The organism is Pseudochelatococcus contaminans, assembly GCF_014195635.1.
Taxonomy (GTDB): Bacteria; Pseudomonadota; Alphaproteobacteria; order Rhizobiales; family Beijerinckiaceae; genus Pseudochelatococcus; species Pseudochelatococcus contaminans.
This window is the reverse complement of sequence record NZ_JACICC010000001.1, coordinates 339,243-354,737: the sequence shown is the minus strand read 5'-3', so window position 1 is coordinate 354,737 and position 15,495 is coordinate 339,243. Positions and strand designations below refer to the sequence as shown.

Annotated in this window: 13 protein-coding genes and 1 pseudogene; 10 read left to right on the top strand and 4 right to left on the bottom strand. The window is 63.9% G+C overall.

The window, feature by feature from the left end:
* Positions 1-45: 45 nt before the first annotated feature.
* The 4 genes and pseudogenes from trpD to sfsA all read left to right on the top strand — a co-directional run bounded on the left by trpD (position 46) and on the right by sfsA (position 5,244).
* The gene (gene trpD, locus FHS81_RS01460) at positions 46-1,071 is read left to right on the top strand and encodes an anthranilate phosphoribosyltransferase (protein ID WP_183750259.1); all 1,026 of its coding nucleotides are present in this window, start codon (positions 46-48) and stop codon (positions 1,069-1,071) included.
* Positions 1,068-1,895, top strand: coding sequence for an indole-3-glycerol phosphate synthase TrpC (trpC, locus tag FHS81_RS01455; RefSeq protein WP_183750258.1), 828 nt, complete (start codon positions 1,068-1,070; stop codon positions 1,893-1,895). Before trpD ends, trpC begins: the two co-directional genes overlap by 4 nt.
* Before the next feature lie 216 nt (positions 1,896-2,111).
* Positions 2,112-3,587, top strand: a pseudogene (locus tag FHS81_RS18850) (DEAD/DEAH box helicase); the annotation flags it as partial.
* A 904-nt stretch (positions 3,588-4,491) separates the two neighbouring features.
* Positions 4,492-5,244 carry a DNA/RNA nuclease SfsA gene (gene sfsA / locus FHS81_RS01445; RefSeq protein ID WP_183750256.1) on the top strand — a complete coding sequence of 251 codons (753 nt, stop codon included), beginning with the start codon at positions 4,492-4,494 and terminating at the stop codon, positions 5,242-5,244.
* On the opposite strand, the gene FHS81_RS01440 is transcribed toward sfsA, so the two are convergent.
* Positions 5,229-6,071 carry an FkbM family methyltransferase gene (locus tag FHS81_RS01440; RefSeq protein ID WP_343052394.1) on the bottom strand — a complete coding sequence of 281 codons (843 nt, stop codon included), beginning with the start codon at positions 6,069-6,071 and terminating at the stop codon, positions 5,229-5,231. The genes sfsA and FHS81_RS01440 overlap by 16 nt on opposite strands.
* A 165-nt stretch (positions 6,072-6,236) precedes the next feature.
* Between FHS81_RS01440 and map the strand changes: the two genes are divergently transcribed.
* The gene (gene map / locus FHS81_RS01435) at positions 6,237-7,064 is read left to right on the top strand and encodes a type I methionyl aminopeptidase (RefSeq protein WP_183750254.1); all 828 of its coding nucleotides are present in this window, start codon (positions 6,237-6,239) and stop codon (positions 7,062-7,064) included.
* A gap of 171 nt (positions 7,065-7,235) precedes the next feature.
* Positions 7,236-7,934, top strand: coding sequence for a RadC family protein (gene radC, locus FHS81_RS01430; RefSeq protein WP_183750253.1), 699 nt, complete (start codon positions 7,236-7,238; stop codon positions 7,932-7,934).
* Positions 7,935-7,941: 7 nt separating this feature from the next.
* Here the strand turns inward: radC and FHS81_RS01425 are convergent, their stop codons facing one another.
* Complete coding sequence (locus FHS81_RS01425; protein WP_183750252.1) at positions 7,942-9,312, bottom strand: glutamate--cysteine ligase; 1,371 nt, start codon at positions 9,310-9,312, stop codon at positions 7,942-7,944.
* Positions 9,313-9,727: 415 nt separating this feature from the next.
* Here FHS81_RS01425 and FHS81_RS01420 point away from each other — a divergent pair, with 415 nt between their 5' ends.
* The 4 genes from FHS81_RS01420 to lpxK all read left to right on the top strand — a co-directional run bounded on the left by FHS81_RS01420 (position 9,728) and on the right by lpxK (position 13,369).
* On the top strand, positions 9,728-9,961 hold the full coding sequence (locus FHS81_RS01420; protein WP_183750251.1) for a DUF4170 domain-containing protein: 234 nt from the start codon (positions 9,728-9,730) through the stop codon (positions 9,959-9,961).
* A 25-nt stretch (positions 9,962-9,986) separates the two neighbouring features.
* A complete protein-coding gene (locus FHS81_RS01415; protein ID WP_183750250.1) occupies positions 9,987-10,793 on the top strand; it encodes a lysophospholipid acyltransferase family protein in 807 nt (268 codons plus the stop codon).
* Positions 10,794-10,848: 55 nt separating this feature from the next.
* Positions 10,849-12,156 carry a 3-deoxy-D-manno-octulosonic acid transferase gene (locus FHS81_RS01410; protein ID WP_183750249.1) on the top strand — a complete coding sequence of 436 codons (1,308 nt, stop codon included), beginning with the start codon at positions 10,849-10,851 and terminating at the stop codon, positions 12,154-12,156.
* Positions 12,157-12,349: 193 nt separating this feature from the next.
* On the top strand, positions 12,350-13,369 hold the full coding sequence (gene lpxK / locus FHS81_RS01405) for a tetraacyldisaccharide 4'-kinase (RefSeq protein ID WP_183750248.1): 1,020 nt from the start codon (positions 12,350-12,352) through the stop codon (positions 13,367-13,369).
* 97 nt (positions 13,370-13,466) lie between these two features.
* On the opposite strand, the gene FHS81_RS01400 is transcribed toward lpxK, so the two are convergent.
* Both FHS81_RS01400 and xseA read right to left on the bottom strand, forming a co-directional pair.
* Complete coding sequence (locus tag FHS81_RS01400) at positions 13,467-13,700, bottom strand: DUF2093 domain-containing protein (RefSeq protein WP_210281490.1); 234 nt, start codon at positions 13,698-13,700, stop codon at positions 13,467-13,469.
* A 123-nt stretch (positions 13,701-13,823) separates the two neighbouring features.
* Positions 13,824-15,452 (bottom strand): exodeoxyribonuclease VII large subunit, encoded by a 1,629-nt coding sequence (xseA, locus tag FHS81_RS01395; protein WP_183750247.1) that lies wholly within the window; start codon positions 15,450-15,452, stop codon positions 13,824-13,826.
* Between the last annotated feature and the right edge of the window lie 43 nt (positions 15,453-15,495).

Below are 15,495 nucleotides of genomic sequence, written 5' to 3'. Positions count from 1 at the left end.
GCCGCTCCGCCGCATCGGAGCGGCCACCCATCGGGAATTTGTGACATGGATGCTTTCAAGCCCTTCATCGCCAAGGTCGCCACCGGCGCCTCCCTGAGCCGGGAAGAGGCGCGCGCGGCGTTCGACACGCTGCTGTCGGGCGAAGTGACGCCGGCCCAGAGCGGCGCTTTCCTGATGGCTTTGAGGGTGCGCGGCGAGAGCATCGAGGAAATCACCGGCGCGGTCGAGGCGCTGCGCGCACGCATGCTGCCGGTAGAAGCACCCGTCGATGCAGTCGATATCGTCGGCACCGGTGGCGACAACTCGGGTAGCTACAACGTATCAACATTGGCAGCCATTCTCACCGCCGCCGCCGGCGTTCCCGTCGCGAAGCACGGCGGCCGGGCAGCGTCATCGAAATCCGGCGCGGCGGATGTGCTGACGGCGCTCGGCGTCAACCTCAGCGCCGACCCCGCCAACATCGCCCGCGCCATTCGCGAGGCCGGAGTGGGCTTCATGTTCGCGCCCAACCATCACGCGTCCATGCGCCATGTGGCCCCGGTGCGGGTGGAGCTTGGCACGCGCACGCTGTTCAATATCATCGGCCCGCTGTCGAACCCGGCTGGCGCACGCCGGCAGGTGCTTGGCGTCTATTCCTCGTCCCTGCTGCACCCCCTGGCGGAGGTGCTGCGCAAGCTGGGCGCGGACCGCGTCTGGCTCGTTCATGGCCGTGACGGTCTGGATGAACTCTCCACCGCCGCCCCGTCGGATGTCGTGGCGCTGGAGAATGGCGAGATCCGCAGTTTTACCCTCAATGCCGAAGAGGCCGGTCTTGCACCGGCAACGCAGGAGGATCTGCGCGGCGGCGATCCGGCCCACAACGCGCAGGCGTTGCGCGACGTGCTGGCCGGCGAAAAGACGCCTTATCGCGACATCGCCGTTCTCAACGCGGCAGCCGCGCTGGTTGTGGCCGAGCAGGCCACCACCATCGCCGAAGGTGCGCGAATCGCTGAAAACGTCATCGATTCGGGCAAAGCCCGCGCCACGCTGGAGAAACTCGTCGCCATCACCAATGACGGAGCGTCGGCATGAGCGACAGCAACAAGAGCGACATCCTCGCCCGGATCGAGCATTATAAACGCGCCGAAATCGCCGCCGCCCGGGAAGCCGTGCCGCAGGCGGAGATCGAGCGCCGTGCCGCCGCAGCCCCCGCGCCACGCGGCTTCACCGCCGCCATCGCGCGCCACCTGGAAGACGGGCGGCCGGCGCTGATCGCTGAAATCAAGAAAGCCAGTCCCTCCAAGGGGCTGATCCGGGCGGATTTCGACCCGCCTGCCCTCGCCCGCGCCTACGCGGCTGGCGGTGCGACGTGCCTCTCTGTCCTCACTGACGCGCCCTCGTTTCAGGGGGAGCCGGCCTATCTGACAGCAGCGCGCGAGGCTTGCAGCCTGCCGGTCCTGCGCAAGGACTTTCTCTACGAGCCCTATCAGGTCTTCGAAGCACGCGCCTGGGGCGCGGACTGCATCCTGATCATTCTCGCCGCTGTCGACGACGCAACAGCCGCACTGCTTGCAGCGACGGCCCGCGACCTTGGCATCGACGTGCTGGTCGAGGTGCACGATGCGCAAGAGCTTGAACGCGCCCTTGCGCTCGACACCCCGCTCGTGGGCATCAACAACCGCAATCTGCGGACTTTCGAAACCTCGCTGGAAGTCAGCGAGACGCTGGCGCAGCAGGTGCCGGATGATAGAATCGTCGTCGGCGAAAGCGGCATCTTCGCCCACGCGGACATCGTGCGGCTGCAAGCATCCGGCATCGATACGTTCCTCGTGGGTGAGAGCCTGATGCGACACGACGACGTGGAGGCCGCAACCCGCGCCCTGCTGTTCGGCGAGGCCGCAACCACCCGGGCGTGACGGCAAAGCGTGATCGAAATTCATCAGCTATCAGGAAAATCGATCCGGGGCCCGCGGAACGTGGACGCAGGCCGGCGTATTCGTTGACAATAAAGCGGAAACTTTTATGGTCCGCGGAAGGATGCGGGGTGTTCCCCATCTTCGGTCGGGCTGACACGCCCTGCGCCGCTGTGCGGGATGATGCTTCCGTCCCCGGCGCCTGTTTAACGGAATACAATGTCGTTTTCGGAACTCGGTCTGAGCGAAAAGGTGTTGGAAGCGGTCTCCGCCGCGGGATACACTTCACCCACACCCATTCAGGCGCAAGCCATTCCGCCCGCGCTGGCGGGCCGTGACATTCTGGGCATCGCCCAGACCGGCACCGGCAAGACGGCCGCGTTCACGCTGCCGATGCTCAACCGGCTGGAAACCGGCCGCGCCCGCGCGCGCATGCCGCGCACGCTCATTCTGGAACCGACGCGAGAACTCGCCGCGCAGGTCGAGGAAAACTTCACCCGGCTCGGCGTCAACCAGAAGCTTTCGGTCGCGCTGCTGATCGGCGGCGTTTCCTTCGCTGATCAGGACGCGAAGATCACACGCGGCGCCGACGTGCTCATCGCCACGCCCGGCCGTCTTCTGGACCATTTCGAACGCGGCAAGCTGCTGCTCACCGGCATCGAGATCCTCGTCATCGACGAGGCCGACCGCATGCTCGACATGGGCTTCATTCCGGACATCGAGCGTATCTGCAAGATGGTGCCGTTCACGCGCCAGACCCTGTTCTTTTCCGCGACGATGCCGCCCGAGATCCAGCAGCTCACGGAAGCGTTCCTGAGCAATCCGGTCAAGGTGGAAGTCGCGCGCCCGTCCTCGACCGCCAGCACCATCACGCAGCGTCTGGTTGCGTCAGGTGCCGAAGCCTACGCCAAGCGCGAGGTTCTGCGCCGGCTCATTCGCGGTGCCGAGGATTTGCAGAACGCTATCATCTTCTGCAACCGCAAGCGGGACGTCGCCCTGCTGCATCGCTCGCTGGAGAAGCACGGCTTCAACGCCGTGGCGCTGCATGGTGACATGGACCAGCGCTCGCGCATGCAGGCGCTCGATAACTTCCGCAACGGCGGCGCGTCCCTGCTCGTCGCCAGTGACGTGGCCGCGCGCGGTCTCGACATTCCGGAAGTCAGCCACGTTTTCAACTTCGACGTGCCCTTCCACGCCGAGGATTACGTCCACCGCATCGGCCGCACGGGACGGGCGGGGCGCTCGGGATATGCCGCGTCGATCGTCACGACCGACGATACGAAGGCGCTGGCGGCCATAGAAGCCCTGACCGGCAAGAGCATTCAATGGGAAGGCAAGACGCTGGAAGAGCTTTTGGCCGAGCAGCCCGAAGCCGGCACGTCTGAGTCGCGCCGCGAACGCGGTCGTGGCGGAGCGCGCGGCGAGAGCCGTGACAGGCGCGACCGCAGCCGCCGTGAGGCCCCCCGCCCCGAAAAGCGGGAGCCGCGCGCGGAAGAAGCGCGTAGCAACACGAGCAAGACGCCTCGCGCCCAGCCCGTGCGGCAGGAGCCTGTCCGGCAGGAGCCGGCGCGCTATCAGCCCGTCCGCGCCGGTGACAACCCGGTCCACAGCCGTCCGCGATACGATGACGATTCAGCCGTTATTGGATTTGGCGATCACATCCCGGCGTTTCTGCTGAAGAAGGTCGTGATTAAGCCGTTCTCCGACAATATCGAGGAGGACGAGGATCACGACATCGAGGTTGTAAACGAGGCCGTGCCGACGAAAGACGCCGCCAGCAAGCGTGCGGCGGATGACCAACCGGAAGCCGATCAGTCCAGCAAGCGCGACCAGAACCGCAGGCGCAAGCGCAAGAAGCGGACCGTCGAAATCGCAACCCCCGCTGACGCTGCCGCACCTGCGGATGAGGCTGCTGCGGTAACGACTTCTCACGCGCCGGAAGCCGTGGCCGCTGCGGTTGACGATGTCGCCGCCACATCAGAGCCTGCGCCGCATGTAGAAGCCGAAGTGTCGGCACCTGCGGAGGTACAGGGCGCTTCCGTGATCGCAGAGGAAGCGCCCAAGAAGCCGGCTCGCCGCTCTCGCAAGAAAGCTGCGCCCAAGGAAGTCGTTTCTGAGGAAGCAACGTCTGAACAGCCCGCTTCGAATGAAGCTGCGCAGCCTGCCGTGGAGCCGGAGGCTGCCCCAGCCAAGCCGGTTCGGCGTCGGAGCAAGAAAACGGAAGTCGCGGCGGAGGCTGATACCGCTTCCGCAACAACTGACGCCCCCGCCGCAGCGGAAACGCCGAAGCCTGCCAGAAAGCGGTCGACACGGGCAACCACCAAAACAGCCAAGGCTACGGCGGATGCTGTGGATACTTCGGCTGCCGAGGTAGTGCCCGCAGAGACTACGGTTTCCAGTGAGGAGCCCGCAAAGCCTGTTCGCAAACGCGCTCCTCGCAAGAAAGCCGAGACGGCTGAAACGGAAACGGCTGAGAAGCCCGCACCGCGCAGGACAACGCGCAAGAAGGCGACGCCAGCTGAAACCGAACCAGCGACTGATGAGAATTTGTCGTTGGCCGACGTGCAATCGTCCGACACTTGATTAGCGGTTCCGCAGCATGCGATTTGCCGAACCGCTGATCGAAGGATGGCTTGTTCGCCGCTACAAACGGTTTCTGGCGGATATCGAACTGGGCGGTGAGATCGTTACCGCCCATTGTGCCAATCCGGGTGCGATGCTCGGATTGACCGCTCCCGGCAATCGCGTCTGGCTGTCTCGTTCGGCCAACAAGAAGCGCAAACTGCCGCTATCGTGGGAGATGGTCGAGGCTGATTTTGGCGGCGTTTCGCACATTGTCGGCATCAACACCGCCCATCCCAACACGATCGCCGCAGAAGCCATCGATCTTGGCGCTATTCCGGAACTGGCAGGCTACACCTCGCTGCGGAGAGAGGTGCGTTATGGCGATGGCCGCTATGGCACGGCGAGCCGGGTCGATCTTCTACTCGAAGCGTCGGATCGCCCGCCCTGCTACGTAGAGGTGAAGAACGTTCATCTCATGCGCCGCCCGGGGCTGGCGGAGTTTCCCGATTCGGTTACGGCACGTGGTGCGCGGCATCTTGAGGAACTCGGGGATGTCGTCGAAGGCGGAGGACGGGCAGTCATGCTGTTCGTCATCCAGATGCCGGCGGAAACGTTCGGTCTCGCTGCCGACATCGATCCCGCCTATGCCGCCGCCCATGCACGCGCCGCAGCGCGCGGTGTCGAGAGTATTGCCTACACGTGCCGGGTGAACCCAGGTAATGACTCGGACGCTGCCAGCATTACGATTGCAGGCGCGGTGCCCGTTGTCGGTCACGCCAGCGCGTAAACCGCATTGAGGCGTGTGCGCGTAATCTCGCTGTAACCGTGGCTTCTCAGCAGTGCGTGCAGATCCGTCTGCCAGCGGCTTTCGCTGTTTTCCAGAATGACAAGACGCGGCAGCAACGCTGTCGGAGCCGTGGCGAGGAACGGCTCAAGAATGAGATCCTCCGCCCCCTGCACGTCGAGCTTGACGGCATCAACGTGGTTGAAGCGTTCTTCGCGGATGATATCCAGCATGGTCTTGGCCGGCACGCGCAAGGTGGGCGCGTTGGCGGAGCCGACGATCCTGATGCTGGCCTGCCCGATGTTCGCGGGATCAAGAAACAGTGTCACCTCGCCGGCACGGTCTGCAAGAGCACATGCAATGGCTTTGACGGTGCCGAAACGGTTGACGCCGATGTTCCATACCAGCCGGTCGAAGATCTCGGGCTGCGGTTCGACAGCAACGATACGCGCCCGGCCACGTGCATGCGCCGCCGCGTGCAGCGCATAGAACCCTGCGTTTGCGCCAACATCGATAAAGACAAAATCATCGGTGATGTAACGGCGCAGGATGGCGAGTTCCTCCGCATCGAAATATTGCGGCGTGAACAGCACCTTCTTTTCGGAAATATTATTGTACGGCTTGATACGCATTTTCGCGCCAAGCGCCTCGATGTCCAGCGGCTTTCCGGCGAGACTGCGCAGCACAAGGTTGCGCAAGAAGAAAGCCACACGCCGGCCTGACCATGTATCAGGTAACTTGCCAGTCAGCGACAGCGCCGCACGCACAAAGCGCGAGGGTGCGTGTGCGCCGAAGGGCGCCACTTCCGCAGGCAGGGCTTGGGCAATCACGTCTGTCACCATATCAGAATCATTACACGCCCCGGCGCGCGGACGCCAGTCCTGTCCTGCATGCATAAGTGAATCGTCGATAGTCGTATCGTCATAAAGCTTGCATGCTGAGCAGTCTGGCTTAAATTGGTAGTCCTGCTTTTAGGGAGTCTTGACGGTTTTCTCATGAACGAATTCGATGCTGCCACGGTTTCGCGCCGGTCTCACGACATCATCATCTACGGGCCGGACGCCTTCGATGCCATGCGCAAGGCCGGCCAGGCAGCTGCGGATTGTCTCGACAAGCTCAACGATATCATTCGGCCGGGCGTGACAACGGCGGAAATCGACGCGTTCGTGTTCAATTATGGGGAAGAGCGCGGCTATCTGGCGGCGACGCTGCTTTATCGCGGCTACCGTTATTCTTGCTGCACCTCCATCAATCATGTGGTCTGCCACGGCCAGCCCAACGACAAGCCGTTGAAGGAAGGCGATATCGTCAACGTTGACGTCACATTCGTCGTGGACGGTTGGTACGGCGACTCGAATCGCATGTATTTCGTCGGCGAAGTATCACGCAAGGCCCAACGGCTCGTCGAGGTCACGTACGAGTGCCTGATGCGTGGCATCGCCGCGGTGAAACCTGGCGCGACGTTGGGCGACATCGGCGCAGCCATTCAGGAATATGCCGAGGGGGAACGCTGCTCCGTGGTGCGCGATTTCTGCGGCCATGGCGTTGGCCGCTCGTTCCACGAGGCCCCGAGCGTGTTGCATTACGGGCGTCGCGGGGAAGGCACGCCGCTGCAACCCGGCATGATTTTCACCATCGAGCCCATGATCAACCTCGGTCGCCCGCATGTGAAAGTGCTGGCGGACGGTTGGACCGCCGTGACGCGAGATCGCTCCCTCACCGCCCAGTTCGAGCACACCCTCGGCGTGACCGAAGACGGCTGCGAGGTCTTCACGTTCTCCCCCGCCGGCCTGTACCATCCGCCGTTTTCCACGGAAGGCTGACCTCCGGCCGCCCTCATGGACGGCTGGAGCACGGCTTCCGGAATCCACTTTCAATCAAGAATGCGGCGAACATCCCGGCTCCGTTGGAGCGGGGATACGACCTGATGGGACAATGACATCGATGGTGCGGATGCAGTGGGCGGTGCGGATGGTGGATCGGAGCATGATCCCATGACCGGACAAGACAAATCCGACGACGCCCCGCATTATCACGGTCACCGCGAAAGGCTGCGCGCACGCTTTCGCGAAGCCGGCGCGGAAGCCCTGGCCGATTACGAACTGCTGGAGCTGGTGCTCTTCCGCGCCATTCCCCGGCGCGATGTCAAGCCGCTGGCAAAGGACTTGATCCGTCGCTTCGGCAGTTTCGCGGAAGTGATCGCCGCGCCGGAAACCTTGCTGGCAGAAGTGGATGGCATTGGCGCGGGCGTGATAGCCGATATCAAGCTGATCGAAGCTGCCGCCGTCCGTATGACGCGCGGAGCCATCGCGGGGCGGTCGGTGCTGGACTCATGGACGTCCGTGCTCGACTACTGCCGTGCGAGCATGGCCTTCGCCGACAAGGAACACTTCCGCGTACTGTTTCTGGACAAGCGCAACCAACTCATTGCCGACGAAGTACAGCAAACCGGCACGATCGACCACACGCCCGTCTACCCGCGCGAGGTGGTGAAGCGGGCTCTGGAGCTATCTGCCAGCGCGATGATATTGGTCCACAATCATCCGTCCGGCGACCCGGCGCCGTCATCGGCGGATATTCGCATGACGCGGGAGATCGTCGACATCGCGACGCCGTTCGGCATCGAGGTGCACGATCACGTCATCGTCGGTCGCAAGGGACACGCCAGCCTGCGCGGCCTCGGCGTCATATAGCGCTGCGTCAGAATACGCATTCCTCGAAAGCCGGCTCGACCGAATGGTCCCAGCGCCCGTTCCACAGGGCCAGCAAGTCCTCGGCCTGAGTGCGCCCGCTTGCAACGATGATATCGAGCGGGTCGAGATAGCGGCTCTCGTTGTCACCGGCGTTATCAATAAGCGCACGGGCGGAAAGCCCCGCTCTTGCCAGCGCCAGCACCTCCCGCCCCAGCTCGCGCAATGGCCGCCCGCGAATCGTTGCCGCCAGGCCCTCGCGCGGCACGGCATCACGCAGCGACTGGCGATCGGCTTCGGTCCAGTCGCGGACGAGATCCCACGCAGCATCAAGTGCATTGCTGTCGTACAGCAGCCCAACCCAGAATGCCGGCAGCGCCAGCAGCATGGGCGCAGGTCCGGCATCTGCGCCGCGCATTTCCAGAAACTGCTTCAGCCGGACTTCCGGGAAGACGGTGGACAGGTGATTCGACCAGTCCGAAAGCGTGGCGCGTTCGCCCTCAAGCCCCGGCATACGACCATCCAGCAGGTCGCGGAACGAGCGGCCCGCGACATCGTGATATCTATCGCCGCGCTTGACGAAGTAGGTCGGTACATCAAGCACCCAGTCGACATAGCGCTCGAAGCCCATGCCGTCCTCGAAAGCGAAGGCCAGCATGCCCGTGCGGTCGGCATCGGTGTCGCGCCATATTTCCGAGCGCGCGGAAAGCAAGCCGTTCGGACGCCCATCGGTGAAAGGCGAGTTGGCAAACAATGCAGTTGCCAGCGGCTGCAGGGCAAGGCTGACGCGCAGCTTCTTCACCATGTCCGCCTCGCTGGAGAAATCCAGATTGACCTGAACGGTCGTGGTGCGGAACATCATGTCCAGACCCAGCTGCCCGACGCGCGGCATGTAGTCCATCATGATGCGGTAGCGCCCCTTGGGCATGACAGGCGTCTGCGCCCGCGTCCACAGCGGGCTCTCACCCAGCGTGAGAAAGCCGATGCCCAGCGACTCGGCAACGGCCTTTACATCCGTCAAATGGCGGAAAAGTTCGTCGCGCGTTTCATGAACTGAGCGCAGCGGCGCCCCGGACAACTCGAACTGGCCGCCGGGTTCCAGCGACACAGCTCCCCCGCCGACATCGTCGAAGAGACCAATGGGCAGGCCCTCTTCAGTAATGGTCTGCCAGCCGGTGCGCGCGGCAAGCCCTTCGAGAAGGGCGCGAATACCGCTGTCGCCTGCATAAGGCACAGGTGCGTGGTTGCTGCGGTAGAAAGGGATTTTCTCGTGTTCCGTGCCGAGGCGCCATTCATGCGCGGGACGGCAGCCGCGCGCGAGATGATCCACCAGTTCCCGATGCGATCCGATCGGCGTCGGATCGGATGAATCGCGCGCCATGCGGCATCACCTCGACAGCACGGCGGCACTAGCGTGCGGCCAGAAAAACGAATACACTGCATAATCTCATCGGCAGTATTGCGCAACATGCGCGCAAGAACGCGCACGTGTCAACGCACACAGTGTGTGCATCTGCCTGAGAACGAACCGCCTCAAGACTTTCCGCGCAAGATGCGGCATCTGGGTGCGCTAGATCCGGACATGCACAGGAATAAACAGCGGCAGCGGTGTCAATTGCGCGCATAGCATTGCCGTTGGCGTGTAATCCTGTTCCCTTTAGCGTGGAATTGATGCAATACATCAGCATCCGGCATGATGCCCGGCACCCGTTTTTGGAAAACTCTCCGGAAACTGGCCGGTTGCCGGGTTATCGCCCCTTCGCAACCCTCGTCCCGCAAACGACGGAGTGACACAAATGCCGGAATCCTCCAAACAGCTTCTGCATCTTGTCTTCGGCGGCGAACTCACCGACATCGACGGTTCCGAGTTCCGTGATCTCAGCAAGCTCGACATCGTGGGCATTTTCCCGAATTACGCTTCCGCGCACGCGGCCTGGAAGGCCAAGGCGCAGTCGAGCGTCGACAATGCCCATGTCCGCTATTTCGTCGTGCATCTTCACCGGCTGCTTGATCCGGACGCAACGGCCTGACGATCATTCCGGTCCCGCTGCCATCATGGCCCTTCTGAAACGGATCACACGCTCGCGCCCTGTGCAGGCAACGCTCGGTGCGTTGCTGGCGGGATATTTGCGCCTCGTGCGCGCCACCAGCGTAGTGGTGACGGAGCCAGCCGATCTTTACGAGAAGGCCGGGCAGGTGATGCCCGTCATCGTGGCCATGTGGCATGGTCAGCATTTCATGGTGCCGTTCGCGCGGCGACCGCAAGACCCTGCGGCAGCGCTTGTGTCGCGCAGCGGTGACGGCGAGTTCAATGCGCTGGCGCTGCAACGCCTTGGCATCCGGCCGATTCGCGGTTCGGGCGCACGGGCGCGGGCGCGCATGCACGAGAAGGGTGGCGTAGCAGCGCTGCGTGGTCTTCTGCGGGCGCTGGCGGACGGTGAACTCGTCGTGCTGACGGCGGACGTGCCCAAGGTGTCGCGCCAATGCGGCCAGGGCATCGTTTTGCTTGCCCGGCTTTCCGGCAGGCCCATCGTGCCGGTGGCCGTGGTATCCAGCCGGCGAATCGACTTCAAAAGCTGGGACAACGCCTCCATCGGCCTGCCTTTCGGGCGAATCGCGATGGTGGTCGGGGAGCCGCTTTTCGTGCCCGCCGACGCAGACGACGACACGCTCGAAGCTGTGCGCATCAGCACGGGGCAGGCTCTGGACGCCGTGCATGAGCGGGCGTATTCCTTGGTGGGTGCGGTCGATCCCGGAGGGAGCGCGTCGCGTTCGGCCAAGTCACGTTCGGCCAAGTCACGTTCGGCCAAGTCGCGTTCGGCCAAACCGCCGACCCAAGTACCCTCCCCGCCAGAGACGTGAGGCAGTTGATCATGTTTTTCAGGGTCACTCCTTTCAGCGAAGCAGCCTGCCCATCATGAACCATTCCCTTCCCTGGCCTCTGACCGTCTATCGCCTCGGTACGAGCGCGCTTACGCCCTTTATCGGCGGCCTGCTGGCATGGCGGATGCGCAAGGGCAAGGAGGACAGGACGCGCGGTGGCGAACGGCGCGGTTATCCAGGGCGCGAGCGCCCGCCGGGGCGGCTGGCGTGGATGCATGGAGCAAGCGTGGGAGAAACAATCTCCCTGCTGCCCATCGTCGAGCGGTTGACACGGCAGGGCTTCACGGTTCTCGTCACATCCGGCACGGTGACGTCCGCACGGATGCTGGCCGAGCGGTTGCCAACGCGCGCACTGCACCAGTTCGTTCCGCTGGATGTGATGCGCTTCATGCGCCGGTTTCTCGACCATTGGCAGCCCGACCTCGTGCTCATCGCCGAATCGGAAATATGGCCCAATGCTCTGGCCGAGATCCGGCGGCGGGAAATACCGGCGCTGCTGTTGAACGCCCGGATGTCTGAGCGATCCTTCAGGCGTTGGCAGCGGGTTCCCAAGACGGCAAGCGGTGTGCTGCGGCTGTTTGACCTCTGCCTTGCCCAGTCGGAAGCCGATGGCGAACGGCTGGAGCGGCTTGGCGCTCCACGCGTGGTCGTGGCGGGCAACATCAAGTATGATGCCCCTGCCCCACCGGCCAACCCGGCAACCGTCGCCACCCTTTCCGCGATGATCGGGGAGCGGCCGGTCTGGCTGGCCGCGAGCACACATTCGGGTGAGGAAGACCTCGTGTTGCGCGCACACCGCATGCTGATGCGCGAGCATCCCGGCCTGCTGACGATCATCGTTCCGCGCCACCCGGAACGCGGGCCGGAGATCGCGGGTATCGCCAGCGCGGCCGGGCTGGCCTCCAGCCTGCGCTCGCTCGGCGATTTGCCCTCGCGCGGCGACGATGTTCACATCGGCGATACGATCGGCGAACTTGGACTGTTCTACCGGCTCGCACCTCTGGCCTTTATCGGCGGATCGCTGGTGCCACGCGGCGGACAGAACCCCATCGAGCCGGCAAAGCTCGGTGCGACCATTATCCACGGCCCGCATGTGCATAATTTCACTAACGTTTATCAGGCGCTCGACACCCCCAACGGCGACGGCATTTCCGGTGCATGCCCGGTGAGCGATTCGCGCACGCTGGCGGGGGCGGTCCATGCACTGTTCGAAGAGCCCGCCCACGCCAGGGCGATGGCGCGCGCGGCGGCGCAGACCACGGTTTCGTTGGGCGGCGCGGTGGACCGCACGATGCAGGCGATCACACCATACGTCATGCATATGCACCTGAGCGGTGGTTAAGGCATTTTACGTCCAGCTCGCTTCATTGCCAGATTATCGATTTTCCGGTCTCCAATATCGGAACGTGAAAGATCTGACGGGAACCGGGAGGGGGAATACTGAATTTCAATGCTGCCGGTCTTCGGATAGCCGATACACGTCTTGCCGGTGATGGTGTCCTGTCCCGAATTTTTATATCCCTGAGGATGTTGCCGTGCGTGCTCCTGCATTCTGGTGGCCAGATCCGCCTCTCTTCATTGCACGGCTCCTGAAGCCGTTCGGGCTGCTTTATGGCTCGATCACGGCCCATCGTATGCGGCGGCCGGGGCAGCCCCCGGGCCGGCCGGTGATCTGCGTCGGCAACTTCACCGCTGGCGGAGCAGGCAAGACGCCGACAGCCATCGCCATCGCCGAGCGCTTGCAGGATATGGGCGTCGCGCCCGCTTTTCTCACGCGCGGCTATGGCGGCCGACTGCGCGGGCCGGTGCTGGTCGGTGAAAGCGAAGAGGCTGAGATCACCCTCACGCACGTCGATATCGGTGACGAAGCGCTTCTGCTGGCCCGCCACGCGCCGGTAGCCGTAGCACGCGACCGCCGCGCAGGTGCGCAGGCGCTGCTGGATGCGGGCGTCCCCGCCGATGTCTTCATCATGGACGATGGCCTGCAAAATCCGGCATTGAAAAAAGCGCTGACCTTCGCTGTGGTCGATGGCGAGACCGGCATCGGAAACGGTTTGTGCCTGCCTGCCGGGCCGCTTAGAGCGCCGCTCGCGCGGCAGTTGCCGTATGTGGATGCGCTGATCGTCATCGGCGAAGGCGCATGCGGCGACGCCGTGGTCAAGGCAGGCCGCGCTGTGGGCAAAACCGTATTCACGGCACGGCTGGAGCCGGATGCGGATGCCGCGCGCCTCGTGCGCGGCGAGCGCGTGTTCGCCTTCGCAGGGATAGGACGGCCGCAGAAATTCTTCGATATGCTGACGGATATCGGCGCCGAGGTGGTGGCCACCAAAGCCTTTGGAGACCACATGCCATTCACGCCCGGCCAGATAGCGGCCATCGAGCATGAGGCCGAACTCAAGGGTCTGCTGCCGGTGACGACGGAAAAGGACGCCGTGCGCCTTTCCACCCTCACCGCTGCCCCGGCGCTACGCGCCTCCGTGGCGGTTGTGCCGGTGTCACTGGCCTTTGATGACGAAGACGGGCTGCGCGCCTATCTTGCCTCATACGTCAGCTAAGCTCCCCCGACAAAACCTCGGGGTTGAGGATGGCCGAAATGTTTTGCTCACCCAGCAAGGCATCAAACTTAGCCGATGCCGGTTGCATCAGTGGGGATCACTGCGCCGGCTTGATTTGCCCAAGCTTGATAAGACGCTCGCGCACGGCCTCCGGGGAGATATAGGCCTCCTGAAGATCGACGTTCCAGTAGCGCAGTTCGTCCAGCGGGATCGGGCGGCCGGTGACGGCGCAGCGAACGAATGTGCCTGAACGGACGACACGGTAGTCGCCATCGAGATATTGTAGCTGCGCTTCTCCCGCCCCGGAAAATTTGAAGTCCTGGCGATTCATGATTGGTTTGTTTCCTGTCGCGCCCGAATTGGCATATTTACTGGGTCATCACATCTGCCGGTTATTATAGAGCGATACCGGCACGCGGCGTCAACCGTCGCACCGCATGATCATGTTCCGGCGTCATTCAGAATCGGGGTCCGGGCCACCGAAAAGCGTCGGTTGGGCCGCTTCCTCGGGCGAGGCTGTTTTGCGCCGGCGCGCGGTGCGCCGCACGGCAGGCGCATCGTCCACGTCGCCCGCCGCGATCACGCGGACAGCGCCATCCGTGAAGACCACATCGAGCGGCATTCCCGGCGTCACACCTGCGCGCGCCCGCACCGGCTGGCCGGCGTCATCCAGCACCAATGCATAGCCGCGTGCCAGAACACCCTTATGGCTGAGGCTCCCCACAAGCTTCCACAGGCTGTCCACACGCACGCGTTGCGTGGACAATCGCGCGTCATAGGCATTGGCAAGGCGTATCCCCGCAGTTGCCAACCGCTGGCGTCGATCGTCGATCCGCAGTCTCACCGGCTGCAACGACAGGCGAGAGGCTGAGCGCTCCAGCAACGCGGCGCGGCGCTCCAGCGCATATGAAAAGCCCGTCCCGAGCCCACGCGCCGCCGTGCTCCAGCGCGCCCGCGCCCGTTCCAGCAGCACCAGTGGCGACAGGCGGGCAAGCTTTTGCCCTGCCACCGCCAGCCGCGTTCCATGGCGGCGCACGCCAAGCCCCAGCGCATGCTGAAGACGACCGCCCGCAAGATCGAGCCGCTGGCGCGATGTCGCCAGCAGGTTCTCGCCCGATGGCAGAGCGCGCGCCAACGCCCGCAGGTCGCTCGTGCGCCTGTCGTGCAGGCGCGACATGGCGCCGTGATGGCGGCGAGATAAATCCGCGAGCGTCGCCAGCAGGTCGCGCCGCACCGGCACAGCCTTTTCCGCCGCGCCCGTCGGCGTGGGGGCGCGAAGGTCGGCGGCAAGGTCGATCAGCGTCCAGTCGGTTTCATGGCCGATGGCCGCAATCAGCGGAATCGTGCTTTCCGCCGCAGCCCGAACGACGACTTCCTCATTGAAGGACCAGAGATCTTCCAGCGAGCCACCACCGCGCGCCACGATCAGCACATCGGGACGGGGCACAGGGCCATCCACAGGCAATGCATTGAAGCCGCGAATGGCGGCGGCCACTTCCGCCGCGCTTGTTTCGCCCTGCACACGCACCGGCCACACCAGCACACGGCGGGGAAACCGCTCCGCCAGCCGGTGCAGGATGTCGCGGATCACCGCGCCGGTGGGCGACGTGACCACGCCGACGACATCCGGCAGAAAAGGCAGCGGGCGCTTGCGTGCGTCGTCGAATAGCCCTTCGGCGGTGAGTTTTCTGCGCCGCTCCTCCAGAATGGCCATGAGCGCACCGACACCGGCAGGCTCGATGCTCTCGACGATGATCTGATAGCGCGATGAAGCAGGGAAGGTGGTGATGCGGCCAACGGCGATCACCTCCATGCCCTCTTCCGGGCGAATACGCAGCTTCTGGAACACGCCTTTCCAGATCACGGCATCGATGCGCGCGCCTTCATCCTTGAGGCCGAAATAGGCATGGCCCGAGGAATGCGGCCCGCGATAGCCGGTAATTTCGCCGCGCAGGCGCACATGGCCGAAGGAATCCTCCAGCGTGCGCTTCAACGCGCCGGACAGTGACGTGACGCTCCACTCCGGCGCATTGCTGGCGGAGGCTTCAGTATCGGGCGATGCGGGAACGGACTTGCGACTCATGCCCGCCACTTTAAGGGAAGCTGACGGCCTCGTCACCCGTCAC

Excerpts from the sequence above, each read along its gene's own strand:
- trpD (WP_183750259.1), top strand. The coding sequence starts at position 46 with ATGGATGCTTTCAAGCCCTTCATCGCCAAGGTCGCCACCGGCGCCTCC.
- trpC (WP_183750258.1), top strand. The coding sequence starts at position 1,068 with ATGAGCGACAGCAACAAGAGCGACATCCTCGCCCGGATCGAGCATTAT.
- sfsA (WP_183750256.1), top strand. The coding sequence starts at position 4,492 with ATGCGATTTGCCGAACCGCTGATCGAAGGATGGCTTGTTCGCCGCTAC.
- map (WP_183750254.1), top strand. The coding sequence starts at position 6,237 with ATGAACGAATTCGATGCTGCCACGGTTTCGCGCCGGTCTCACGACATC.
- radC (WP_183750253.1), top strand. The coding sequence starts at position 7,236 with ATGACCGGACAAGACAAATCCGACGACGCCCCGCATTATCACGGTCAC.
- FHS81_RS01425 (WP_183750252.1), bottom strand. The coding sequence starts at position 9,312 with ATGGCGCGCGATTCATCCGATCCGACGCCGATCGGATCGCATCGGGAA.
- FHS81_RS01420 (WP_183750251.1), top strand. The coding sequence starts at position 9,728 with ATGCCGGAATCCTCCAAACAGCTTCTGCATCTTGTCTTCGGCGGCGAA.
- FHS81_RS01415 (WP_183750250.1), top strand. The coding sequence starts at position 9,987 with ATGGCCCTTCTGAAACGGATCACACGCTCGCGCCCTGTGCAGGCAACG.
- FHS81_RS01410 (WP_183750249.1), top strand. The coding sequence starts at position 10,849 with ATGAACCATTCCCTTCCCTGGCCTCTGACCGTCTATCGCCTCGGTACG.
- FHS81_RS01400 (WP_210281490.1), bottom strand. The coding sequence starts at position 13,700 with ATGAATCGCCAGGACTTCAAATTTTCCGGGGCGGGAGAAGCGCAGCTA.
- xseA (WP_183750247.1), bottom strand. The coding sequence starts at position 15,452 with ATGAGTCGCAAGTCCGTTCCCGCATCGCCCGATACTGAAGCCTCCGCC.